This is a genomic window from Caulobacter sp. NIBR1757, assembly GCF_027912495.1.
Taxonomy (GTDB): domain Bacteria; phylum Pseudomonadota; class Alphaproteobacteria; order Caulobacterales; family Caulobacteraceae; genus Caulobacter.
The window spans coordinates 2,548,369-2,573,473 of the sequence record NZ_CP115463.1 but is presented as its reverse complement, the minus strand read 5'-3'; the positions used below and the strand labels follow the sequence as shown (position 1 = coordinate 2,573,473).

Annotated in this window: 15 protein-coding genes; 6 read left to right on the top strand and 9 right to left on the bottom strand. The window is 68.7% G+C overall.

What is annotated here, in order from left to right:
* Positions 1-21: 21 nt before the first annotated feature.
* The 4 genes from O5I81_RS12685 to topA all read right to left on the bottom strand — a co-directional run bounded on the left by O5I81_RS12685 (position 22) and on the right by topA (position 7,553).
* Positions 22-1,644: a hypothetical protein gene (locus tag O5I81_RS12685; RefSeq protein ID WP_271065247.1), complete on the bottom strand. Its 1,623-nt coding sequence runs from the start codon at positions 1,642-1,644 to the stop codon at positions 22-24.
* On the bottom strand, positions 1,641-3,260 hold the full coding sequence (locus O5I81_RS12680; protein WP_271065246.1) for a hypothetical protein: 1,620 nt from the start codon (positions 3,258-3,260) through the stop codon (positions 1,641-1,643). Before O5I81_RS12680 ends, O5I81_RS12685 begins: the two co-directional genes overlap by 4 nt.
* A 4-nt stretch (positions 3,261-3,264) precedes the next feature.
* Complete coding sequence (locus O5I81_RS12675; protein WP_271065245.1) at positions 3,265-4,644, bottom strand: DUF4139 domain-containing protein; 1,380 nt, start codon at positions 4,642-4,644, stop codon at positions 3,265-3,267.
* 206 nt (positions 4,645-4,850) lie between these two features.
* Positions 4,851-7,553 carry a type I DNA topoisomerase gene (gene topA, locus O5I81_RS12670; RefSeq protein WP_271065244.1) on the bottom strand — a complete coding sequence of 901 codons (2,703 nt, stop codon included), beginning with the start codon at positions 7,551-7,553 and terminating at the stop codon, positions 4,851-4,853.
* Positions 7,554-7,990: 437 nt separating this feature from the next.
* Here topA and O5I81_RS12665 point away from each other — a divergent pair, with 437 nt between their 5' ends.
* A complete protein-coding gene (locus O5I81_RS12665) occupies positions 7,991-8,638 on the top strand; it encodes an exopolysaccharide biosynthesis protein (protein WP_271065243.1) in 648 nt (215 codons plus the stop codon).
* Here the strand turns inward: O5I81_RS12665 and O5I81_RS12660 are convergent.
* Entirely contained in the window at positions 8,635-10,206 is a 1,572-nt protein-coding gene (locus O5I81_RS12660; protein WP_271065242.1) for a carboxylesterase/lipase family protein, read from the bottom strand. The genes O5I81_RS12665 and O5I81_RS12660 overlap by 4 nt on opposite strands.
* Before the next feature lie 328 nt (positions 10,207-10,534).
* Between O5I81_RS12660 and O5I81_RS12655 the strand changes: the two genes are divergently transcribed.
* Both O5I81_RS12655 and O5I81_RS12650 read left to right on the top strand, forming a co-directional pair.
* A complete protein-coding gene (locus O5I81_RS12655) occupies positions 10,535-11,311 on the top strand; it encodes a thiazole synthase (RefSeq protein ID WP_271065241.1) in 777 nt (258 codons plus the stop codon).
* Between the two features lie 55 nt (positions 11,312-11,366).
* The gene (locus tag O5I81_RS12650; RefSeq protein ID WP_271065240.1) at positions 11,367-12,998 is read left to right on the top strand and encodes a hypothetical protein; all 1,632 of its coding nucleotides are present in this window, start codon (positions 11,367-11,369) and stop codon (positions 12,996-12,998) included.
* A 3-nt stretch (positions 12,999-13,001) separates the two neighbouring features.
* Here O5I81_RS12650 and O5I81_RS12645 read toward each other — a convergent pair whose 3' ends face one another.
* The 3 genes from O5I81_RS12645 to O5I81_RS12635 are packed head-to-tail and all read right to left on the bottom strand — an operon-like array spanning position 13,002 to position 18,139.
* Positions 13,002-13,781 carry a DsbA family protein gene (locus tag O5I81_RS12645; RefSeq protein WP_271065239.1) on the bottom strand — a complete coding sequence of 260 codons (780 nt, stop codon included), beginning with the start codon at positions 13,779-13,781 and terminating at the stop codon, positions 13,002-13,004.
* A 35-nt stretch (positions 13,782-13,816) separates the two neighbouring features.
* Positions 13,817-15,226: a M48 family metalloprotease gene (locus O5I81_RS12640; protein ID WP_271065238.1), complete on the bottom strand. Its 1,410-nt coding sequence runs from the start codon at positions 15,224-15,226 to the stop codon at positions 13,817-13,819.
* 57 nt (positions 15,227-15,283) lie between these two features.
* Positions 15,284-18,139 (bottom strand): ribonuclease E/G, encoded by a 2,856-nt coding sequence (locus tag O5I81_RS12635; protein ID WP_271065237.1) that lies wholly within the window; start codon positions 18,137-18,139, stop codon positions 15,284-15,286.
* A 401-nt stretch (positions 18,140-18,540) separates the two neighbouring features.
* Between O5I81_RS12635 and O5I81_RS12630 the strand changes: the two genes are divergently transcribed.
* On the top strand, positions 18,541-18,948 hold the full coding sequence (locus tag O5I81_RS12630; RefSeq protein WP_271065236.1) for a BA14K family protein: 408 nt from the start codon (positions 18,541-18,543) through the stop codon (positions 18,946-18,948).
* Between the two features lie 12 nt (positions 18,949-18,960).
* Here O5I81_RS12630 and O5I81_RS12625 read toward each other — a convergent pair whose 3' ends face one another.
* On the bottom strand, positions 18,961-21,171 hold the full coding sequence (locus O5I81_RS12625) for a PBP1A family penicillin-binding protein (protein WP_271065235.1): 2,211 nt from the start codon (positions 21,169-21,171) through the stop codon (positions 18,961-18,963).
* 180 nt (positions 21,172-21,351) lie between these two features.
* On the opposite strand from O5I81_RS12625, the gene O5I81_RS12620 reads away from it, so the two are divergent.
* Both O5I81_RS12620 and O5I81_RS12615 read left to right on the top strand, forming a co-directional pair.
* Positions 21,352-22,587, top strand: a complete 1,236-nt coding sequence (locus O5I81_RS12620) for an N-acetylmuramoyl-L-alanine amidase (RefSeq protein WP_271065234.1) — start codon at positions 21,352-21,354, stop codon at positions 22,585-22,587.
* 53 nt (positions 22,588-22,640) lie between these two features.
* Positions 22,641-25,067, top strand: coding sequence for a penicillin-binding protein 1A (locus O5I81_RS12615; protein WP_271065233.1), 2,427 nt, complete (start codon positions 22,641-22,643; stop codon positions 25,065-25,067).
* The last annotated feature ends 38 nt before the right edge of the window (positions 25,068-25,105 follow it).

Sequence of the window (25,105 nt, the reverse complement as noted above, 5' to 3'; positions counted from 1 at the left end):
GTAACCCCGCTCGGGGGCCGGTCAATCGAACGTGGTCACCTGGTAGCGGATGACGCGCGTCTCGCCGGGCTTGAGCTTCAGATCCCAGACCGCGCCGGCCGGCTTCATCTGGAAGCGCGGCGTGGCATGGGAGACCTTGAATTTCGCCCAGCTGTTCAGCCGCAGTTCGAACCGCGAAGGCACGGCGCGGTGGTTGATGACGCTGACTTCGTAGGTGTCGCGCCGGCCGGTGTCGTTCAGCGCTTCCTGTGTGACCAGGCGCGGGATGACCTCGACTTCGACGGTCTCGCCGATATCGAATTCCAGCGGAGCCCCGAGCCCGGTGTTTCGAAAGCGGCCGTCCCCGACCAGCAGCGGGCGGTCCTTCTGGTCCCGGGCCATCACCTTCATCTGGCCGCCGGGCAGCGAGAGGCCCAGATTGTTGGCGGCCTTGTTCCGGGTGCGGAACAGGATGGTGGCCGGCTGGATCGCCTCTTCCGGTTCGTAAGAGTCGCCCGGATAGATCCGGTAGACATAGACCCGCTCGTACTTCACGCCATTCCGCTGCAGCATCAGAAGTTGCTTGGTCTGGTTGGCGTCGACGGTGGTCGCGAAGGGCAGGGTGTAGAGCTTGTAGTCGCCCAGATTGCTGACCAGGGCCTCCTGGGACATCACCTCGATCGGCGCGGCGCTGTTGAACTCAGAACGCTTGATGCGGCTGCCGGTGACCACGAGCGCGCTGACATCGCCGCCGGGTTGAACTTCATCCTTGCTGACCGGCGGCGCGAACAGCATCCGCGGCGGAGAGCGGGTGGTCGTGTCCATCGGCCAGCAGCGCTGGGCGGTCGGTGTGACTTCGGCCACGGTCGCCACCGTGTCGGCATCGCGCTCGACATCGCCGGCCACCACCTGGGTGAGGGCGTCAGAGAAGCCGGTGCGACCATCGTTCCGGATGGTGATCCAGCCGGTCAGATCGAGGGTGCCGTCTTCGTTGAGTTTGGCGACATAGTTGGCCGCCCACAGGACGCCGACGGTCATGTAGGACAGCCGCACCCGATGGCGGCCGGCCGTGTCGGCCCGAACGCGCAGTGACAGGGTCGGACGGTCGGACAGTTCGGGTGGCAGGCGCTCGAACACCAGCCGTTCGGGGCCGCCGGCGCAGTCGAGCGCCTCGATGCGGCCGTCGAAGTCGAGCACCACGCCGTCCGGCCCGGATCTCAGGATGGCCTGTTCGCGCACCTCCTTGCCGGTCACCCGGTCGGTGCGCACCCGGGTGACGCGGTCGCCGACCGATTTGGCGATCAGCGAGCCGGGGCTCATCAGGTCGAAGTCGTGGTTCCGCTCGACCAGCCGCGCGGGCAGGCCGTCGATGGCGGCGGTCTGGGGGACGATGCCCTCGGCCACGCCCTCGAAACGGATGACGCTCTCGCCCGCCGGCAGGTCGATGGTCCGCCACTCGGTTACCGAGGCCAGCCCCGTCTCGCCGTCGAACCAGTAGCTTTCGTAGTCGGTGAAATCTTCGCTTTGCGCGGCGGGATCCTGGTAGATGGCGATGGCCGTCTTCTCGGGGCCGGCCGAGACCACGCGGGCCGGCGCCTGCGCCTGGGCCGGCAGGGCAAGACCGAGCGCCAGCAGCGCCGCCGTCAGGGCGCGGGCCGGTCTCAATCGAAGGTCGTGACGCGGTAACGGATGATCCGCGTCTCACCGGGCTTGAGGGTCAGGGCCCAGACCGCGCCGGCCGGCTTCATCTCATGCCGCGGGGAGGCGCGGGACACCTTGAATGTGTCCCAGCTGTTCAGCCGCAGTTCGAACCGCGAAGGCGCGGCGCGGTGGTTGATGACCGTCACCTCGTAGCTGTAGCGCTGGCTGTCGTTCTTCAGCTCTTCCTCCTTCACGAGGCGCGGCATGACCTCGACCTCGGCGGTCTCGGCGATGTCCATCTCGAGGGGCGCGCCCAGGCCGGTGTTGCGGAAATCGCCTTCGCCGGCCAGCAACGGCCGTCCCCGGTCGTCCCGGGCCATCACCTTCAGATTGCCGCCGGGCAGGGCGACGCCGAGGCCGTTGGTTGCCAGGTTGCGGGTGCGGAACATCACCGTGGTCGGCTGGATGGCCTCTTCGGGATCGAAGGAATCGCCCGGGCTGGTGCGGTAGATGTAGACCCGCTCATACTTCACCCCGCGCCGCTGCAGCAGCGACACCTGCTTGGTCTGCTGGGCGGCGACGGTGGTCGGAAAGGCCAGGGTGTAGAGCTTGTAGTCGCCCAGGTCACCGACCCTGGGCTCCAAAGACTCCATGTCCATAACGGCGATAGGGACGTCCTGGATCGCTTCCTCCCGCTTCCGGGCGGTGATGACCAGTTCCGAGACCGTGCCCCCGTAGCCGGGCGCCGGCGGGGCTGGCGGCGGCGGCGGGGGCGGGCGTCCCCGGGTCGTCGTATCCATCGGCCAGCAGCGCGGGCTGGTCGGGATGATCTCCGCCACCGTCGCCTCGGTGTCCGGCTGGCGCTCGACATCGCCGGCCACCACCTGGGTGAAGGCGTCGGTGAAGCCGGTGCGGCCATTGTTCTTCAGGGTGATCCAGCCGGTCAGGTCGAGGGTGCCGTCGTCGTTGAGCCGGGCGACATAGTTGGCCGCCCACAACACTCCGACGGCGAGGTAGGTCAGCCGCACGCGATAGCGGCCTGGCCGGTCGGCGTGGACCTTCAGCGACAGCGTCGGGCGGTCCGACAGGCCGTCGGGCAGGCCGTCGAACACCAGCCGCTCGGCGACGCCGGAACAGTCGAGGGCCTCGATGCGGCCGTCCAGGTCGAGCACGACGCCGCTCGGTCCCGAGCGCAGGATGGCCTCCTCGCGCACCTCCTTGCCGGTGACCCGGTCGGTGCGCACGCGGGTGACCTTTCCCCCCACCGACTTGGCGATCAGCGAGCCCGGGCTCATCAGGTCGAAGTCCTGGTTGCGCTCCAGCAGGCGGGCGGGCAGGCCGTCGATGGCGGCGGTGTGCGGCACGATGCCCTCGGCGACGCCCTCGAAGCGGATGACGCTGACCCCGGCCGGCACATCGATGGTCCGCCATTCGGTGACCTGGGCCAGGCCCGACTGGCCGTCGAAATAGTAGCTGTCGTAGTCGGTGAAGTTGTCGCCCCGCGAACCGGGGTCCTGGTAGACGGCGATGGCCGTCTTCTCGGGGCCGGACGAGACCACGCGGGCCGGCGCCTGCGCCTGGGCCGGCAGGCACAGGCTCAGCGCCAGCAGCGTCGCCGCCAGGGCCCGCGCGGAGGTCATGGACCTAGTACCCGGTCTCGAGCGTGAAGGTCAGTTCGGTCTCGCCGTTGGCGGGCACGGGCACGGTCCAGTCGAGGGTGTTGTAGTCGAGCCGCTTGCTGGGGTGGCTTTCCTTCAGCACCTTGCCGTTGATCCACAGGCCGCCCTGGCGGACGCTGACCTCGACGGGCTCCGGCCTGGCGTTGCGCAGGACGTACTTCATCGTCCAGCGCGTGCCCTTCTTGCCGAGGTCCTCGGTGCTGACGATGGCCGGCTGCAGGGTGACGTCGAAGGCGTCGCCGGTCTTGATCGACAGGGTCGAGCCGGCGGGGGTGTGGCCGATGGCGTTCTCGCCGATGAACTTGGGATCGCCGGCCTGGTCGCGCATGTAGACCCGCACGGTGCCGGCCGGCATCGGGCTGGCGACCTTGCCGGCCGAGACGGCGCCGAACTCCAGCAGGACTTCGGCCGAGACCGGCTGTTCCTGGCTCTGGAACCAGTTGAAGCCGACGCGGTAGACCTTGGCCGCCGGGGCCCCGAGGATGTCGAGGAAGCTGACCTGCTTGGTCTGGTTCTGGGCGATCGTGGTGCGCTCGGCCAGGGGGTAGAGGTAGTAGTCGGCCAGGGCCACGGGCTGGGGACCGACGCCGCCCTTGCCGGCCGACGTCACCCCGGCCGGGCCGCGCGGTTGCTGCGGATAGCCCGGCCGCCCGCCGCTGCTGACGTTGCCGGCCACCAGCTGCACCTCGGCGTTCTCGTAGGTCGTGCCCGAGGTATTGGTCAGGGTCACCCAGCCCTGCAGGTCCAGCTTGCCGCTCTTCTCGTCGAACAGGGCGACATAGTCGGCCTTCCAGCCCAGGCCCGTGGTCAGGTAGTTGAGCTTGGCCTGTCGCGGACCGGCCTCGGCCGCGTCGACCGTCACCGACAGGGTCGGGCGGGCGCGCAGGTTGTCGGGCACCTTGTCGAAGATCACCCGGGTCGGCAGGCCGTCGTCGCGCAGCACCTCGATGCGGTCGCCGATCTGCAGCACCACGCCGCCGTTGACGGCCAGCACCTTGGCCACCTCGGTGGTCTCGACGCCGGTGGCCGGGTTGGTGCGGACGATCTTCACCGTCCGCCCGACGGCCTTTTCCATCAGGGTGTCGGGGCTGAGCAGGTCGTAGTCGAAGTTCTGCTCGACGATGCCGATGCCGGGGGCGGAGAGGGCGACGGTCTCGGCCCGGATGCGGGGCGAGACGTCCTTGAACTCGATGCGCTGGCGACCGGCCTTGAGGGTCTCGGTGCGGACGTCCTCAACCAGGGTCTGGCCGGAGTTGTAGATGGTCACCGACAGGGTGCGATCCTGGGCGGAAGCGGCGGTGGCGGCGAGCGCGAGCGCGCTGGCGGCGAGAAGGAACTTACGCATGCGACGACCCTCGTTGTGACGGCCAACTCTGTCACGCCGCCGGAAGGTCTGTCGATCCCCGTTTTACGTCGATAATTAATTCGTCATCCCGGACGGCGCAGCCGATCCGGGACCCAGGGGGTGACGGCGTGGACAGGCGACGCCGCGAAGGCCGGCGGGGTGGCCCCTGGGTCCCGGCGCTTCGGCCGGGATGACGGAGGAAACCGTCAGTCCTTCTTCGCCGCCGGCTTCTTCTTCCCCACCACCTTGGTCACGCCCAGCGAGGCGGCCGTCGGTTTCTTGACCGCCGCCTTTTTCTTGGCGACCACTTCCTTGCTGGCGATGCGCTTTTCGGCCGGGTTCTTGGCTGGCGGCTTGTCGCCCGTCTTCTTGGCGGCCGCGGGCTTTTTCGCCGCCGCCTTCTTCACCGGCTTCTTGCCGCCGCCCTTGGCCACCCGCTCGGCGATCAGGCCGACGGCTTCCTCGAGGGTGACCTCCAGCGGGTCCTTGCCGCGCGGCACGTTGGCGTTGGTCGAGCCGTGCTTGATGTAGGGCCCGAAGCGGCCCGACAGGATCTTGATCGGCGCGCCGTCTTCCGGGTGATTGCCCAGTTCCTTCAAGGCCGCCGCCTGGCCGCGTGCGCCGCGTCCGCCGGCCCGCTTCTCGGCCAGCACCGCCACGGCGCGGTTGAGGCCCACGTCGAACACCTCGTCCGCGCTCTCCAGGTTGGCGTAGGTGCCCTCGTGCAGGACGTAGGGCCCGTACCGGCCGATGCCGGCCTGGATCATCTTGCCGTCCTCGGGGTGCGCCCCGACATCGCGCGGCAGCTCCAGCAGGCGCAGGGCCTTGTCGATATCCATCGCCGCGGGCAGCCAGCCCTTGGGCAGGCTGGCGCGCTTGGGCTTCTCGCCGGCTTCCTCGACATAGGGACCGAAGCGGCCGTTCTTCAGCCACACCGCCTGCATGGTCTTGGGATTGACCCCCAGCTCGCGGTCGGCGGTCTCGGCTGCGTCGCCGTCGCCCTCGGACTGGGCGATGGGCCGGGTGAAGCGGCATTCGGGATAGTTGGAACAGCCGATGAAGGCGCCGTACTTGCCGGTCTTCAGCGACAGGCGGCCGGTGCCGCAGGTCGTGCAGAGACGCGGGTCGGAGCCGTCTTCCTTCTGCGGGAAGATGTGGGGCCCAAGGCTTTCGTTGAGGGCGTCGAGCACCTGGCTGACCCGCAGCTCGCCGATGTCGTCGGCGGCGGCGTGGAAGTCGGTCCAGAACTCGCGCAGCAGCGCCTTCCAGTTCAGCTTGCCGTCGCTGACCAGGTCGAGCTTCTCTTCGAGGCCGGCGGTGAAATCGTATTCCACGTAGCGGGCGAAGAACTGTTCGAGGAAGGCGGTGACCAGCCGTCCCTTGTCTTCCGGGATGAAGCGGTTCTTCTCCATCTTCACATAGGCGCGGTCGCGCAGCACGGTCAGGATCGAGGCATAGGTCGAGGGCCGGCCGATGCCGAGCTCTTCCATCTTCTTGACCAGGCTGGCTTCCGAATAGCGCGGCGGCGGTTCGGTGAAGTGCTGGTCGGCCTTGACGTTGAGCACCCGGGCGGCGGCGCCCTCGTTGACGGGCGGCAGGCGGGCGCCGTCCTCGTCCTCGGCGTCGTCGCGGCCCTCTTCATAGACGGCGAGGTAGCCGGGGAACTGGATCACCTGGCCGGTGGCGCGCAGGCCGGTCTGGCCGTCGCCGCTTTCCAGCTCGATGGTGGTGCGCTCGATGCGGGCCGCTTCCATCTGGCTGGCGATCATCCGCTTCCAGATCAGCTCGTAGAGGCGGCCCAGATCGCCATCCAGGCGCAGCTTGCCCGGATTGCGGTTCAGCGAGGTCGGCCGGATGGCTTCGTGCGCTTCCTGGGCGTTCTTGGCCTTGGTCTTGTAGATGCGGGCGCTCTCGGGGACGTAGTCCTTGCCATAGAGGCCGGCGATGACGTCGCGCGCCTCGGTCAGGGCTTCCGGCGCGGCCTGCACCCCGTCGGTCCGCATGTAGGTGATCAGGCCGACGGTCTCGCCGCCGATATCGATGCCCTCGTACAGCTTCTGGGCCGCCTGCATGGTGCGCTGGGCGTTGAAGCCGAGCTTGCGGCTGGCCTCCTGCTGCAGGGTCGAGGTGGTGAAGGGCGGCGGCGGGCTGCGCCGGGCCGGCTTCTTCTCGACCGAGTGGACGCTGAAGGCGGCGGCCGAGACGGCGTCGCGCGCCTTGTGCGCCGTCGCCTCGTCGCCGAGGTCGAACTTGGTGAGCTTCTTGTTCTCGTGCTTGACGAGGCGGGCGGTGAAGGGATCGCCGCCGGCGGTCACCTCGGCATCGACGCTCCAGTATTCCTGGGTGCGGAACTTCTCGATCTCGATCTCGCGATCGACGACCAGCCGCAGGGCCACCGACTGCACCCGGCCGGCCGAGCGCGAGCCCGGCAGCTTGCGCCACAGCACCGGCGACAGGGTGAAGCCGACCAGATAGTCCAGCGCCCGGCGGGCGAGATAGGCGTCGACCAGCTCCATGTCGATCTGGCGCGGGTTGGCCATGGCGTCGAGCACGGCGGTCTTGGTGATGGCGTTGAAGGTGACGCGGCTGACGGCCTTGTCCTTGATCGCCTTCTTCTTCTGCAGGATCTCCAGCACGTGCCAGCTGATGGCCTCGCCCTCGCGATCCGGGTCGGTGGCCAGGATGATGCCGTCGGCGCCCTTCAGGGCGTCGGCGATGTCGCTGATGCGCTTGGTGGACTTGGCGTCCACCTCCCAGAACATCGCGAAGTCCTCATCCGGCTTCACCGACCCGTCCTTCGACGGCAGGTCGCGGACGTGGCCATAGGACGCCAGAACGGTGAACCCGGGTCCCAGATACTTGTTGATGGTCTTGGCCTTGGCCGGGCTCTCGACGACGACGACGTTCATGAAATGTGGCTTGAATCTCAAATGCGGAGGAGCCGACGAGCCCCCCTCAAGGGCGCGGAAGGTGCGTCGCCCGATGGGGGAATGTCAACGCGTGCTCGAATCAAGTGGGTGACGAAGGCCGAAATTGCCACCGATCGGGACTCCGGATCCTTCTCCCGCTTGTCGGGAGAAGGTGGCGGCCGAAGGCCGTCGGATGAGGGCAGCACCGGCTTTTCACGACTTCGCACGTTCTGGCGCGGTCAGCGCTGTCGCCCCCTTCATGAGCCGGCGCTGCCCTCATCCGACCTGCTTCGCAGGCCACCTTCTCCCGACAAGCGGGAGAAGGAACCTCGCTTGCCCCCCAAACAGACGGCGCGTCTCATCCAACAATCGACAAGATTTCCATTTCTTCACGGGCGCGTGAAGTTCGCCGCCCTATATAGTGCCAACCAAGCCCCATGACCGAGTCTGCCCACCCACCCCGTGTCTCCGACATCCTCGCCGGCATCGCCGCCGAGGAGCACGAAACCGTGTCGGTCAGCGACGTCACCCATGCCTTCGGCGACCGGGCCTTCGGCGCCCTGATGTTCGTGTTCGCGGCGCCGCTGGCTCTGCCGATGCCGCCGGGGGTCTCGGCGGTGCTCGGCGCGCCGCTGCTGTTCATCACCGTGCAGTGGATGATCGGCCGCGACCACCTCTGGCTGCCGGGGGTCATCGCCAACCGCACCATGAGCCGGACCGACTATGTGGCGCTGATGGGCAAGCTGACGCCCTATCTCGCCTGGCTCGAACGGCGCCTGCGCCGGCGCCTGACCCTCCTCTACGGGCCGATTGTCGACCGGCTGACCGGGCTATTCTGCGTCATGCTGGCGACGATCGTCTTCCTGCCGATCCCGTTCGGCAACATGCTGCCCAGCTTCGCCATCGCCGCCTTCGCCCTCGGCTTGGCCGAACGCGACGGCCTTGCCGCCCTGATCGGCTGGGCCAGCGGCCTGCTCAGCATCGGCATCCTGGCCCTGCTGTGGAACGGCATCGTCGCCGGGCTGATCGTCTTCTTCGGCGTCGTCAGCGACAACGTCGGTTGGCTGGCGGGGCTGTTCAGCTAGGTTCCCTGCTGGACGAACGGGACCTTCTCGAACAGCCGCCGCTCCTCGCCGCGCGGATCATCGACCAGCCTGGGTTCGACGTTCCAGACCATCGTCTGGCGCCGCGCCAGCGAATAGGGCACCCAGGCCGGCAAGCCGCCGCCGTTCGGATCACCGTCTCGGGCAAAGCGGATGAAGGCGTCCATCATCAGCTCGCTGACCCGGCGGGCGTCCTCGCCCGTGCCGGTGATCACCCCCGGGGCGTCCAGCGTCCCGAACACCAGCGGGATGTCCAGCGTGTGCGGGGCGCCCCACATGCCGCCGTCCTTCGGTGACCGCCAGTCCAGCTGATAGGCGAACACCGGCGAGCCCTGCGCCGCCCGCAATTCGGCCTCGACGATGGCCGCCCGCCAGGAGCGGGAGGCGGTGGTGGCCCCGAAGAAAACGTCGCTCGGCGACCAGGCCGGATAGAGTTCGCGGTAGCGGCGGATGACCAGCCCGGGATCGATGTCCACCCGCATGTTGGCGACCAGCTTGCCGGGCAGCTCGTCCCAGGTCAGGGCGTACATGGCCGGGTCGCTGAAGAAGCCGCGCGTCTCGTCGCGGGTGTTGCCGATCATCATCGGCACGTCCGCGCTCTGCGGCGGTGCGTCGGGATAGAAGGGGTGGCGGGTCAGGGTGCGCTCATCCAGCACCGGGCCGAAATAGAGACCGCCGGAGCCGATGACCGGATCGGTCGTCGCCAGAGCCTCCACGATCCGCGACACCGGCAGCGTCGCCAACGCCTCCGGCGTCACCTTCAGCGCCTCAAGCAGGGCCAGCGTTCGCCGCGTGGCGTTGCCCGGCCCCGAGGCGGTCAGCTGCTGGCCACTCATCGTCGCCGCGCGGTGGAACAGGCCCTTGGCGGCCGGCATGGCCATCAGGGTGGCGATCTTGGCGCCGCCGCCGGATTGGCCAAACAGCATCACCCGGCCCGGATCGCCCCCGAAGGCGGCGATGTTGTCCCGCACCCATTGCAGGGCCAGCACAAGGTCCAGCATGCCGGCGTTGCCGCCGTCCTCGAAGCCGGGGATCAGCCGGTTCAGATAGCTGTAGCCAAACGGCCCCAGCCGGTGGTTCACCGTCACCACCACCACATCGCCCCGGGCCGCCAGCCGGGTCCCGTCGGTCCAGGGGCTGGAGCCGCTGCCGGTCATGTAGGCGCCGCCGTGGATGTAGAGCATCACCGGCCGGCGGGCCGCGTCGGCGCCGGGCGTCCAGACATTGAGGAACAGGCAGTCCTCCGACTGATCCGCCTCGGCCCCCCGCTGCGGCGAGGCGTGACCGAAAGCCGTGCAGGGCAGGGGCGTCTTCCACGGCGCCGGCGCCTCTGGCGGCTGGAATCGCCGTGGCCCGGTGTCCGCCCCGTATCGGACGCCCTTGAACACCAGCAGGCCGTCCTGGCGCAGACCCCGCACCGGCCCATGCACCGTCCGCACGACCGGATTCCCGCGCCTGGCCCAGGCCGCCGGCGCCAGCCCGAGGCTGGCCAGACCGGCGGCGCCCGCCAGCACCCGGCGTCGATCAAGGGAGGGGACTTCACGGCTCATCGGGCGATGATACCGGTTACCTCATTACGAACAACGCACATACCCGAGATTCAAAAGTCGTTCCGGGGCCGGCCGTGCGGCGCTTGTCCGCGCCCAGGCGGCGTAGGTAGTCGAGATCACAATCCCACCCACAATCCCAGCGCCTCTGACAACGTCGCACCTACGCCGCCGCCCACATTCGCCGCCGACCCGCCCACGCGGAAACCACATCTTTTCAACCGATTAGACACACCATCGGCGCCTTCCGCCGCGACGCCATGTTATAATGTGGTCCGCTTCGATTAGCCCCGGCTCCACAGGCCGCTCCCGCTGGTGTACTTCCCGCCCCATGAGCACCCCCGATACTTGGACCGTCGCCGGCCGCACCTTCAGCTCTCGCCTGATCGTCGGCACCGGCAAATACAAGGACTACCAGACCAACGCCGATGCCGCCCGCGCGGCGGGGGCGGAGATCGTCACCGTGGCCGTGCGCCGGGTGAACCTGACCGACCGGACCCAGCCGCTGCTGATGGATTTCGTCAAGCCGGACGAGTTCACCTACCTGCCCAACACCGCCGGCTGCTTCACCGGCGAGGACGCCGTGCGCACCCTGCGTCTGGCCCGCGAGGCCGGCGACTGGTCGCTGGTCAAGCTGGAGGTGCTCAGCGATCCCAAGACCCTTTATCCGGACATGGAAGAGACCCTGCGCGCCCTGAAGCTGCTCGTCGCCGAGGGCTTCGACGTCATGGTCTACTGCACCGACGACCTGGTCTATTGCCGCAAGCTGGAGGAGGCGGGGGCCGCCGCCATCATGCCGCTGGGCGCGCCGATCGGCTCGGGCCTGGGCATCCAGAACAAGGTCAACCTGCGGCTCATCGTCGAGCAGGCGAAGGTGCCGGTCCTGGTCGACGCCGGGGTCGGCACGGCCAGCGACGCCACCATCGGCATGGAGCTGGGCTGCGACGGCATCCTGATGAACACCGCCATCGCCGAGGCGAAGGATCCGATCCTGATGGCCAGCGCCATGAAGCATGCGGTCATCGCCGGCCGCGAAGCCTATCTGGCCGGCCGCATGCCGCGCCGGATGTACGCCGACCCGTCGTCACCGCTGGCTGGACTCATCTAAGGCTCGCGTTCTGCGCCTACGGGTCTAACGTCGTCTGACTTGGGGAGAGACCGGCATGAAGACCGCTATGCTGTTGGGCGTGGGCCTGGCCATTCTGATCCCGACAAGCCAGGCGGCGCAGTCGGCCCAGGCCTATCGGCCGCTGGCCCTCTCGCCCATGTGCCTGACCGCCGAAAGCGAAGGCGGGCCGGCCGAGGCGAAAGTGACCAAACCGCCGCCGATGTCGGCCGCTTTCGGCAACGGCGCCTACAAGATCGCCGCCAACGCCGAGGGCCAGCGCTGGTTCAACTACGGCCTCCAGTTGGGCTGGGCCTTCAAGCATGACGAGGCCACCGCCGCCTTTGCCGAAGCCATGCGGCTGGACCCCGAGTGCGGCATGTGCGCCTGGGGCCATGCCTGGTCCCTGGGCCCGACGATCAACTTCGGCATCGGTCCGGAGGACCTAGTCAAGGCGCGCGGCGCCGCCGCCAAGGCCAACAGCCTCCTGGCCAGGGGCAGCGAGCGCGACCGCGAACTGGGCGCGGCCTTGGTCGCCCGCTACGCCGGCAAGGGCGACAACCGGGCCTTCGCCCGGGCCATGGACGCCCTGGCCACCAAATACCCCGCCGAGGATCCGATCTGGGTCTGGGCTGCCGACGCCTGGATGATCGCCGACCAGCCGGCCCGGTCCATGCCGCTGCTGGAAACCGTCCTGGCCCGCAGCCCGGGCGACGCCGGCGCCATCCACTTCTATATCCACGCCAGCGAATGGATCGGCTCGCCCGGCAAGGCGGAGGTCTATGCCGACAAACTGCAGGGGATCGCGCCGGGGGCCAGCCACCTGATCCACATGCCCTCGCACACCTACTACCAGATCGGCCGCTACAAGGACGCCGCCCGCGCCAACCTCGATGCCATGGATGTCGACGCGGCCTGGGTGAAGCGCACCGACGGTCCCGACAATCTCTTCAAGGTCGGCTACTACGGCCACAACGTGAACTTCGCGCTCGGCGGGGCGATGATGGCCGGCGACGCCCAGGCTGCGCTGAAGATCGGCGGCGTCTATCGCGCCATCGACATGGCCAAGGTCAATCCGTGGATCCGGGCCGGCTCGGCGGTCGGCTGGATCGCCTATGGCCGCCATGGCGACATCGACGAGCTGCTGGCCATGCCGAAACCGGTCCATCCGCTGCACCGGGCCATGTGGCGCTACGCCCGCGGCGAGGCGCTCAGCCGCCGGGGCGACGCCGCCGGCGTGCGGGCCGAGGCGGCGGCCATCGCGGCGGCCCGGCCCGGGATCGCCAAGGGGGACTCCAGCGACTACATCGCCTTCGTCGATGTCGCCCATGAGGTGCTGCTCGGCCGCGCCGCCATGCTGGAGAACAATCCCCGCGAGGCGGCCCGCCACTACTACAAGGCCTCACTGCAGCAGGAGCGGGAGCTGCAGGGCCGCGATCCGCCGCCCTGGTGGTACCCCATCCGCCGCTCCTACGCCTCGGCCCTGCTGGCCTCGGGGCAGACGGACAAGGCCCTGAAGGAGACGGACAAGGTCCTGGCCAAATGGCCGCACGACCCCCTGACCCTGGTCGTGGCCAGCCGCGCCGAGGCCAGGAAGGGCAGGGCGGACGTCGCCGGCGAGCGGATGAAACAGGCGGGGCGGGAGTGGGCCGGCGGCAATCTGAACACCATCGCGGCCGGACAGATCTGACCGCTACTTCGCGGCTTTCGCCTTGGCGATGGCGGCCTTCAGCGCCTCGGTCTGGGCGCCGCTGATGAAGTCGCCCTCGACGAAGAAGGCCGGGGTGCCGTTGATGCCCATGTCCTTGGCCAGCTGCCGCTGGTCGGCCAGGTACTGCACCTGCTCCGGCGTCTGTTCCAGGGCCCGCACCGACGCCGGGGTGATGCCGTTGCGGGTGAGCAGGTCATCCACCTGCTCGTCGGTCAGCGGCCGGTGCTCCATCATCTCGAAGTGGCTGTCGGCGAACAGGCCCTTGTTGCCCAGCGCCCTGGCCGCCGCCGCCGCGTACTCGGAGGTCGGGCCGAAGTTGCCGAGGGTGTAGTCCTTGAACACGAAGCGGACGTCGGGGTTCTCTCGCGCCAGCCTGGCGACCTCGGGGGCGATGACCTTGCAGTAGGTGCAGTTGTAGTCGAACAGCTGCACGACGGTGACCTTGCCCTTGGGGTTGATCACGAAGTCCCGCTTGTCGCGCTGCAGCTGCACCTTGTGACTGGCGAACTGCTTCTCGATGACCGCCTCTTCCTCGGCCATCGCCTTCAGCTGCAGGGCCTGCTGGGCCTCCAGCAGGATTTCGGGATGCTGCAGGATGTAGGCCCGCACCTTGTCGCCGAAGTCCTTGTCGACCTTGACGTCCTGGGCCGCGGCGATGGAGGCGGGATACACCTCGGTGACCGGCTTGTCCTTCTTCTCGCAGGCGACCAGCCCGACCGTGGCGGCCAGGGTGATGACAAGCGGAATCGTCGAGCGGCGCATGGATGTCTCTCGGTCTTGATGGGAGCGGGCCGGCCCTAGGGGCGGGCCATGACGCCTTCCTTGGCGAGGTCCTTGAGGTCCTCGCGGCTGGGATTGGCGGTCAGGACGATGTCGGTGGCCCGGCGCCAGCCGATGCTGTTCTTGTCGAGCAGATCGCGGGCCCGCATGGCGAAGCCGCGCGCCTCGGTCAGGCCGCCCAGGCTGTAGTAGTATTCGGCCGTCGACAGCCGCGCGAGACCCTCCTCGCCCTTGGCGTCATAGGCCTGGGCCAGCAGACGCCAGGCGTCCGGGATATCCTCGTGCAGCAGTGAGCGCTTGAGCATCTCGATGCCCTCGTCACGCTTCACCGGATCGTCGAGGTTGATCAGCGTCTGGCCAAGGTTGATGCGCAGCAAAGGGGCGTCGGGCTTGAACTTCACCGACTGGCGCTGGGGGTATTCGGCCTCCTTGGCGCGGGCGAACTCGAACAGCATCTGGCCCTTGAGTTCCCACAGGTAGGCGTTCTCGGGCTGCTCGGTCAGCAGGGCGTCGACCATGCCGACGGCGCGGTTGACGTCCTTCATCCGGTAGTAGGCGATGGCCCGGGCGTAGCGGGCCGGATAGCTCTTGTCGGTCTCGCCGTACTTGATCAGCGCCACCTGCGGCTGGGTGAAGGCGACGATCTTGGCCTTCATGATCTCGTGCCGCTCGATGTCGGCGGGCGAGTCGACGACGTTGTAGTGCGGCTGCTGCTCGACCCGCGCCCGCAACATCTCGATGCGCTCGGAGGACAGCGGGTGGCTGCGGAAATAGGGGAAGCGGCGGGCCTCCTGGAAGACTTCCTGGTAGCGGAACTTGTCGAAGAACTCGACGAGGCCCTTGCTGGACTGGCCGGTCTTCTCAAGGAAGCCGACCGCCGCCTGGTCGGCGCGGCCTTCCTGCTCGCGGCTGAAGCCCAGGGCGCCCAGCGTGCCGAAGTAGCCGGAGTTGCCGATCAGCATGGCCCCGGCGTCCGGCGCCCCGGCCAGCATGGCCAGCACGCCCAGGCCCATGGTCAGCAGCATCGGCCGCAGGCCGGCGTTCTGCATGTCGCCCGAGCGCAACGGGTGAGCCCCGGCAAGGTGCCCGACCTCGTGGGCCATGACGCCCTTCAGCTGGTTGGGGTTCTCGGTCTCGAGGATCAGGCCGGCATTGAAACCCAGCACCTGGCCCTGGGTGGCGAAGGCATTGAGGCTCTTGTCGCCGACCAGCAGGATGGTGACGTCCTTGGGCGTCATCCCCGCCGCGGCGATCAGCGGATCGGCCTCGGCGTGGAGGATTTCCTCGATCTCGGTATCGCGCAGCAGCGAGACCCGATCATCCTGGGCAAAGGCCGGCAGGCCGGCGGACAACACAAGGCTGGCCGCCGTCAGGCCGCAGATCGCCGCGCGAAGCGGCTTCCAGGGGGAGAAAGCGCGGGAACTCATCAGGTCACGTTACTCCGATTGCGCCCCCGCGCGGTACTCAAGACTAGTGCGGGTTGATCACCGGCGCCACCAACCCTTCTTGGGTTTTTCCGGCGGCGCGGTGATTTCGTTGGGATCCGGCACGGCCGGCGCCTCCGGTTCCGGAGCCGGAGCGGGCTCCGGCGCGGCGACGACGACCGGTTCGGGCGCCGGGGCCGGGGTCTCGATGACCGGTTCCGGCGCAGCTTCCACCGCTTCCGCCGGGGCTTCAGGGGCGGCTTCCACCACCTCCTCTGCCTTCTTCGGCTTGGCGCGGCTCTTGCGGGCCTTCTTCACCGGCTCCTCGACCGGCAGTTCGACCCAGACCTCGTCGGTAAAGGGCTCGCCAGCGGCGAGGGTCGAGATCGGCGGATCGATCATCGCTTCCACCGGCGCGGACGCTTCGGCCGGCAGGACGGCTTCGACGACGTCGGAGCCTTCGGCGGCGACGGCGTCACGCGGCTCGCGCGGACCCCGGTCACGATCGCGGCCACGACGACGGCCACGGCCGCCTCGTTCGCCGCGCTCGCGCTCGGGACGCTCGCCGCGCTCGGCGACCGGACCCTCGTCGCCCTCAACCAGCACCGGGCTGGCCGGGGCGTGATCGGGATCGCGGACGCTCAGCATGCCACCGCCTTCGAGGGTAGCCGGGTCATGCCACTGGAAGGGATCGTCGCCGAACGGCACGCGCGGACGGGCCCAGGCGAAGCCGTCCTTGGGACGATCTTCCTCGCGGCTGCGGCGACCGCCGCGACGGCCGCGACGCCGGCGGCGTCCGTCCTTGTCGAACTCGTCGTCGCCACCGGCTTCCGGATCGACGTCGCCATCCTCGGCGTCGCCCACGGCGGCGTCAGCGGCGGCGGCCGGGCGCTCTTCGCCCTCGTCCTCGCGGCGACCGCCACGGCGGCGGCGACGGCGACGGCCATCGCGGCTTTCGTCATCACGGCGCGGCTCACGCTCGGCGCCCTCGCGGCGGGCCGGGCGATCGTCGGAGGCCTCGTCCTCGTCGTCGATGATCTCTTCGTCGTCTTCCTCGTCCTCGGGCGGCACGAAGTCGTCGTCGTCATCGATCAGACCGTGGGCCGGCAGCGCCAGCACCGAGGTGTCGAGGGCGTGCATGCTGTGCTCGCCCAGGGCCGTGCGCTCCAGCTCATGCTCGGCGTGGGCCAGGGCCTCGTCGATCAGGATGGTGACGTACAGATGATGGACATGGTGGATGCGGGCCAGGTGGGCGCGCTTCTCGTTCAGAATGTAGAGGCCGACGTCGCGCGGCACCTTCAGCGTGAGCTCGCCGCCGCCGCGCAGGGCTTCCATCTCCACCGCGCGCAGGGCCGACAGGGCGCTCGACTCGACCGAGCGAACCCGGCCGACGCCTTCACAGTGGGGGCAGACATGGGTGGTGCCTTCCAGCACGCCGGTGCGGCGCCGCTGGCGGCTGATTTCCATCAGGCCGAAGGAGCTGATGCGGCCCATCTGCACGCGGGCGCGGTCGTCCTTGAGGTTGTCCTTGAGGATTTTCTCGACGGCGCGATTGTTCTTCGACTCCTCCATGTCGATGAAGTCGATGACGATCAGCCCGGCCAGATCGCGCAGACGCAGCTGGCGGCAGGCTTCCTCGGCCGCCTCGCAGTTGGTCTTCAGCGCGGTCGCCTCGATGTTGCGCTCGCGCGTGGCCTTGCCGGAGTTGACGTCGATGGCGACCAGCGCCTCGGTCTGGTTGATGACCAGGTAGCCGCCCGAACGCAGCGGCACGACCGGCGAGTAGATCTGGCTGAGCTGGTTCTCGATGCGGTGGGCGACGAACAGCGGCGTCGGCTCGCGATAGGCCACCACCTTGGCGGCCTGGCTTGGCATGATCATCCGCATGAAGTCGCGGGCTTCCTTGTAGCCCGCCTCGCCCTCGACCTGGACGCTGTCGATGTCCTTGTCGAACAGGTCGCGGATGGCCCGCTTCACCAGGTCCTCTTCCTCGTAGATGAGGGCGGGGGCCACGGAGTTCAGGGTGGTGTCGCGGATGTTCTCCCACAGCCGCATCAGGTACTCGTAGTCGCGCTTGATCTCGGCCTTGGTGCGCTTGGCGCCGGCCGTGCGGACGATGAGGCCGAGGCCCTTGGGAACGCCCAGACCCTGGACGACGGTCTTCAGACGCTTGCGGTCGGTCGCCGAGACGATCTTGCGGCTGATGCCGCCGCCGCGATCGGTGTTGGGCATCAGCACGCCGTAACGGCCGGCCAGCGACAGGTAGGTGGTCAGGGCCGCGCCCTTGTTGCCGCGCTCTTCCTTGACGACCTGGACCAGCATGATCTGCCGGCGACGGATGACGTCCTGGATCTTGTACTTGCGCATGAGGCGGCGACGACGGCGCTCGACCTCTTCTTCCATGTCGTCGTCATCGTCGTCCGAGGCGGACGAGGAACTGACGGTCTCGGCGTGATCGTGATCGTCGCCGTGGTCGCCATGCGACTCATCGTGGCCGTTGTCTTCCGAGGCCTCGGCCTGTTCGCCGTCCTCGGAGGCCTCGATGCTCGGATCGGCCTCGCGGGCCGCCGGCTTGCTGCGCGAACGGCCACGGCCGCGGTCACGCTTGGGCGGCGCCGGCTCGTCGTCGTCCTCGGCCAGCTCGCGGGTCAGCGCCTCGCGGTCGGCCAGCGGGATCTGGTAGTAGTCCGGGTGGATTTCGTTGAAGGCCAGGAACCCGTGGCGGTTGCCGCCATATTCGATAAAGGCGGCCTGCAGGCTGGGTTCGACCCGGGTCACTTTCGCGAGGTAGATGTTCCCGCGAAGTTGCTTCCGGCTTTGGCTTTCGAAGTCGAATTCCTCAATCCGGCTTCCGTCCATGACGACGACACGCGTTTCTTCGGCGTGCGCGGCGTCGATGAGCATCTTCTTTGTCATCGATTGTCTCTCTCCGGCTCTTGGCGCGCTCGAGGCGCGGCCGCCGGTCTGTTGAATCGGCGCGCAGCACGTCGCCAAGCCCGGCCCCGAGGGGGGCGGCTCTAAGCGGACAATGTTGGGGAGCGTGCGCGCGGCCCATGAAAGTCTCTGTTGTTCCTGGGTGCGCCGGTCTGGCGCTCAGGATGCGGATCGGTTCGGCGCCCTTGCGTCGGAGCTTCCTCCAACCAGGCCGGACGCCAGCCTGTGCGTTGCGCGGAGCGAACCCGTCGGTTGCGGGGTGCGGCGCGCGAAGCGGACATTAGCCTGATGTGACAAGCAAAGGGAAGGGCGGGATTGAGGCAGATCAAGGCCCGCCGGCGCCGACGGCCCAGACTGTGGGGGCTCAAAAGGAGAGCCACTCCATGAAAAGCCCCCTGATCGTCGGTCTCCTGGCGCTGACCTGCGCCCTCGGCCCGGTCGTCCAGACCGCCAGCGCCCAACCGGATCGGCGTCCTCGCGCCGAACAACCGCAACACCGCCGACACTCGCCGCCGCCCGGGTGGGATCGTCGCCAGTGGGAATACCGCCAGCGCTACGAGCGAAGCCATCCGCGTCGCCGCAAGGACGACCATGGCGACGCGGTCATCGCCGGCCTGTTCGGCTTCGTCCTCGGCGCGGCCCTGGCGGAGTCCCGCGAGGAACAGCGCGACCAGGTCAAACTCGAAGACCGGCAGTGGATCGCCGCCTGCGCCCGCAAGTACCGCTCCTTCGACGCCGAAAGCGGCACCTACCTGGGACGGGACGGGCTGCGCCATTACTGTCGCCTCTAGCGCCGTCCGCCGTCATGGCGCCTCGTAGCCCTCATCCGGCGGCCCCTCGTCCATGGGGCGCAGGTCGCCCTCTCGCGGTTCGTCCCGTCGGTCGTCGTAGCGTGGCTCCGGAGCGCGACCGTAGTCCGGTTCGGCCCGATCCTCGGGGTCGCGCCTGAAGTTCCGGTCCCGCCCGTAATCGCGGTCGCGTCCATAGTCCCGGTCCCGCCCATAGCCCCTATCGCGGCCGTCGTCGCGGTCGCGGTACCCGGGTGGCGGCAGGGCCATGGGGTCATCCTCCGGCATCGGCCCGTTTATCGGCGGCAGCGGCATGCCGTACTCATCGACCTCATAGAGCTGGGGATCGTCCATCGTGCCCTCATCCAGCTCGGCGACGTCAAAATCCATCAGCGGCTGGTCGATCACCTCGGTGGCGCGCGGGAAGTCCGGCCGGCGCATGGCGTAGCGCATGAAGTCGCGCCAGATCTGGGCCGGGATATTGCCGCCGGTGACGCCCTTCATCGGGGTGTTGTCGTCGTTGCCGACCCAGACCCCGACCACCAGGTCGCCGGCGAAGCCGACGAACCAGGCGTCGCGATAGTCCTGGCTGGTGCCGGTCTTGCCATAGACGCCCGGGTTGATGTTGGCCGCCGTGCCGGTGCCGTGCTCGATGACGCCGCGCATCAGTTGGAGCATGGCCATGCGGTCGTCGCGCGACAGCCGCCGCTCCGGCGCGCCTGGCGCCTCGTCCAGCAGGCCGTGCGGCCTGACCGGCGCCTGGCCGGCGGCGATCGAGGCGTAGGCGCCGGTCAGCTCCAGCAGGGTCATCTCGCCGGTCCCCAGCGCGATGGAGGCGTCGTTGGGCAGCTTGGAGGTGACGCCCATGTCGCGGGCCGCGCGGATCACGCGGCTCGTTCCCACCTCCTGCACCAGCCGGGCCGAGGCGACGTTCGAGGACTTGGCGAAGGCTTCGGCCAAGGTGATCTCGCCCCCGGCATAGCTGCCCTCGTAATTTTGCGGGCTCCAGTTTCCGATCTTCACCGGCGCGTCGAGGATCATGCTGTAGGGCGTCCGCCCGGCTCGAACGGCGGCCAGATAGACGAACGGCTTGAAGGCCGATCCCGGCTGGCGTTTGGCCTGGGTCGCCCGGTCGAACTGGCTCTTGCGGTAGTCGGCGCCGCCCACCAGCGCCACCACCCGCCCGTCGGTGCGCATGGCGACCAGCGCCGCCTGGCCGACCCGCCGGCCCTTGCCGCTCTTGAGGCCATTGCGCACGGCCCGCTGGGCCTGGATCTGCATCTGGGAGTCGAGGGTGGTGAAGACCTTCACCTCGCCATAGCCGCGCCGGAAGGTCTGGCTGACCTGCGGCGCGATCCAGTCGGCGAAGTAGGAGCCGTCCGGCAGCTTCGACCGCGACCCCTTCAGCTTCACCGCCTTCAGCGACCGGCCCGCCTCGTCGGCGCCGACCAGTTTCATGTCGACCATTTCCGCCAGCACAACGGCGGCCCGCTTTTTCGCCGCGTCGAAGTCCGTGGTCGGGGCCAGCCGCGTCGGCGCTTTGACGACGCCGGCCAGCATGGCCGCCTCGCCGGGGGTCAGCTCCTCGGGCATCTTGTCGAAATAATTCCGGGCCGCCGCTCGCAGGCCGTAGACTCCATCGCCGAAATAGACGCTGGAGAGGTAGCGGGACAGGATCTCGTTCTTCGACAGCCGCGCCTCCAGATAGAGGGCGATGATCGCCTCCTGGCCCTTGCGGCGCAGGCTGCGCTCATTGGACAGGAAGGCGTTCTTGGCCAGCTGCTGGGTGATGGTCGAGCCGCCCTGGCGCACCTTGCCGCCCTTGGCATTGGCCACCGCCGCCCGCCCGATGGCCCAGGGATCGACGCCCCAGTGCGAGGCGAAGCGCCGGTCCTCGATGGCCACGAAGGCGCCCGGCACATGCTTCGGCAGCGCCTTCGCATCGACCGGGGCCTCCTTGTAGAAGCCCCGCCGCGCGAACGGCTTGCCGTCGGCGGTGACCAGGACGAGCGTCGGCGTCTCGAACGGCTCCAGCGCCCGGCCGAGCGGCAGGGACCAGCTGAGATAGGCGAAGAAAATGATTGCCAGGCCCAGCGCAATGACCGCGTAAGGCGTCCAGCGGCTCCTGGCGAGCCGGCCTCCGGCGACCTTCAGCTCTTCTGCGATCGCGCGCCAGCGGTCGTGCGGAGAAGGTGGGACAGGCGTCCCGACGGTCTGGTCGTTCATACGTCGGCGGCTCTTCGGTATTGTCCCAACGGCGTAAACGCGCCCGGACTCCGATTGGTTCGGATGGGCCCCCAAAGTGAGCTGTCGGCGCAAATTCCTAACCGTCCTTAACCCCTTCTCCACCTCCGGCTGGGCATAAGGGTCCCGATCGTCGGATGGGCGGGTGTGCAGGGCGTAAGAATGCGCGGGGTCGTGAGCAGGGTCGGCAAGCGTTGGACGGCGGCGTTGATCGCCGGCGGTCTGATCGTCGTCGGCCTCGGCGCGGGCGCGTTCGCGCAGGCCTCCGGCATGGCGGCCGGGATTCTGAAGGTGCGGCTGGGCGGTGATGCGTCCGAGACCCGCCTGGTCATCGACCTCGACCGTTCGGTTTCCGGCAAGCTGATTTCCGATGGCGCGGTGGACAATACCGTCATCGTCGCCTTCCCGAAGGTGGGGGTGAACGGCGACCTCAAGGGGGCCGGCCAGGGGGTCGTACGCCGCTGGACCGTCGTCACCGCCGGCGGTTCGGCCCGCCTCAACATCGAACTGGCCCAGAAGGCCCAGGTCGCCCGCCGCTTCCTGCTGCCGCCCGGCGACGGTGTCGACCACTACCGCTATGTCATCGACCTGCGCGCCATCGGCGGGCCGGTGAACCCGCGCGATGCCAGGGATGCGAGGGCGCTCGGTCCCGCCCAGTCGCTGCCCGTCGAACAGGCGGCCCGCCGCGCCATGACGGTCATCAAGGCCGACCGGCCCTCTGGCCGCAAGGTCATCGTCATCGACGCCGGCCACGGCGGCCATGATCCGGGCGCCATCGGCGCCAATGTCCACGAAAAACAGGTCACCCTGGCCGCCGCCAAGGCGCTCAAGGCCCGGCTGGAAAAGAGCGGCCGCTACACCGTCATCCTGACCCGTGACACCGACCGCTATGTCACCCTCGAAGGTCGCGTGCAGATCGCCCGCCGCGCCGACGCCGACCTGTTCATCTCGCTGCACGCCGACGCCGGTCCCGAATCGACCAGCGGCGCCTCGGTCTACACCCTCTCCGAAAAGGGCGAGGGCCGGGTCGGCAAGGTGCTGGGCAAGGACGACTGGCTGCTGAACGCCAACCTTACGGGCGGTGATCGCGGCGTCGGTCAGATCCTGCTCGACCTGTCGCAACGGGCCACCAAGAACCGCTCGGCGGTGTTCGCCGAAATGCTGGTCAGCGAGATTTCCGACGTCACCCCGATGCTGCGCCGCAGCCACCGGGACGGCAACCTGATCGTCCTGCTGGCCCCCGACGTGCCGGCCGTGCTGCTGGAAATGGGCTTCATCACCAGCCCCAGCGACGAGGCCCGCCTGAACAACGCCGCCAGCCGCGCCCGTCTGGTGAACAGCATCGGCGACGCCATCGACCGGTGGTTTTCGCGCGACATGAAGATCGCTTCCCGCTGAGCCTGCGATAGGCCGCATTGGCGCCGTCCCTCTGGCGCGCTAGAGGGATTCCCATGTCGGACAAGAAATCCCGGGGCGTGTGGCCGGTGTTCAACCCACCTGAGCGGTGGGTCGCCGTATTGGGCATTGGCGTGCTCGGCGTCATCGCCGTGGCCGGCTTCGCCATCGCCATCTACGCGGCCGTCCTGTTCCACGACATGCCCGACGCCGGCGACCTGGTCGACTATCGCCCGCCGACGGCGACGCGGGTCTACGGCTGGGACGGCACCCTGATCGGCGAGTTCTCCAAGGAACGCCGCATCTTCGTGCCCTACGACCAGATGCCGCCCCGCCTGGTCCAGGCCTTCATGGCCGCCGAGGACCGCAACTTCTTCCACCATAGCGGCGTCGATGTTCAGGGCCTGGGACGGGCCATGCTGCGAAACGTGGTCAATGTGGTGCGCGGGCGACGCCTCGAAGGCGGCTCGACCATCACCCAGCAGGTGGCCAAGAACGTCCTGCTGACCAGCGACGCCACGCTTGGCCGCAAGCTGAAGGAAGCCATCCTGGCCCGACGTCTGGAACAGACGCTGACCAAGGACCACATCCTCGAACTCTATCTGAACGAAATCTGGCTGGGTTACCGCAGCTACGGCGTCGCTGCCGCTGCCTACAACTATTTCGGCAAGTCTCTCGACAACCTCTCCCTGTCGGAGATGGCCTACCTCGCCAGCCTGCCCAAGGGGCCGGACAACTACCATCCGGTGCGGCGCAAGGAGAACGCCATCGCTCGCCGCAACTGGATTCTCAGCCAGATGGCGGAGCTCGGCTGGGTCAGCCAGGCCGAGGCCGAGGCGGCGATGAAGGAAGACCTGATCGTGCAGTCGGCGCCCAGCCGGGCGAAGTACAAGGACGCCGACTATTTCGTCGAGGAAGTTCGTCGCCGGGGCCTGGGCACCATGGGCGAGCGCCTGACCGAGGGCGGCTACTACATGCGCACCACGCTGGATTCCAACCTCCAGACGGCGGCGCGGGTGGCCCTGATGAACGGGCTGGAAGCCTACGACCGCCGCCACGGCTGGCGGGGGGCCTGGGGCACGACCGACGGCGTCGCCGGCTGGGAAGCCGCCGCCCTCAAGAAGACCCCGCCATCCGAGCGCCGCAACTGGCGCGCCGCCGTGGTCGAGAGCGTCGAGGGCGGGGTCAAGGTGCGGCCGGCCAAGGACTACGGGCCGGGCACGCTGGCGTCCGAGGATGTCGCCTGGGCCCGGGCCGGCAAGGGCCTCAGCCCCGGCGACCTGATCTTCGTCGAACCGGCCGAGAAGACGCCGGGAGTCTATCGCCTCAAGCAGGTGCCGCTGGTCAACGGCGCCCTGGTCGCCATCGAACCCAACAGCGGCCGGGTGCTGGCCATGGTCGGCGGCTATTCCTTCTCGCTGTCCAACTTCAACCGCGCCACCCAGGCGATGCGCCAACCGGGATCGGCCATCAAGCCGTTCGTCTACGCCGCCGCCCTGGAAGACAGCTACACCCCGGCCAGCATGGTCACCGACGCCCAGATCACCCTGAAGGGGGCGGTCAATGGCGAGGACTGGACGCCGGAGAACTACAACAAGAAGTACTATGGCTCGATGCCGCTGCGCCGCGGCCTTGAGCTGTCGCGCAACGCCATGACCGTGCGCCTGGCCCAGGGCGTCGGCATGCGCAAGGTCAGCGATCTGGCCGTCAAGATGGGGGTCGCCGACAACATGGCGCCCGTGCTGGCCATGGCGCTGGGGGCAGGGGAGACCACGCCCCTGAAGATCACCGGCGCCTATGCCGCTTTCGCCAACGGCGGCCGGCGCATCGATCCGCACCTGATCGAGATGATCGAGGACCGCGAGGGCAAGATCCTGTTCCGCGCCGACAAGCGTGACTGTCCGCGCTGCAACGCCGGCTTCAACGGCGACGAGAGCCCGCGCATCGCCCCGGGCGGCCAGCAGGTCATCGACCCGGTCACCGCCTACCAGATCACCTCCATGCTGGAGGGTGTCGTCCAGCGCGGCACCGCCACCCAGGCCCGTGTACTGGGCCGCCCGGTGGCCGGCAAGACCGGCACCACCAACGAGTATCGCTCCGCCTGGTTCGTCGGCTACACGCCGCAGATCGTCGTCGGGGTCTTCGTCGGCTTCGACGACAACCGCGGCCTCGGCGAGGGCGAGGTCGGCGGCGTCGCCTCCCTGCCGATCTTCATCGACTTCATGAAGACCGCCCTCAAGGACGTGCCCCCCACCGAGTTCAAGCCGCCCAAGACCGCCAAGTTCGCCATGGTCGGCGGCATCCGCGAGGCCTTCCGGCCCGGCACCGAGCCGCGCGGCAACGTCGGCCTGCCGACCGGTCCCAAGCCCGAAGGCCCGATTCCCTACGAGGGCGCCTTCAGCGCGCCGGCCGCCGCTCCGCCGCCGGAACAGAAGGCGCCGCCCAAGCCCAAGGTGCCGGACGATCTAAGCGGATTGTATTGAGGGCCGACCACCCTTACATCGGCCCCTCCACACGGCTT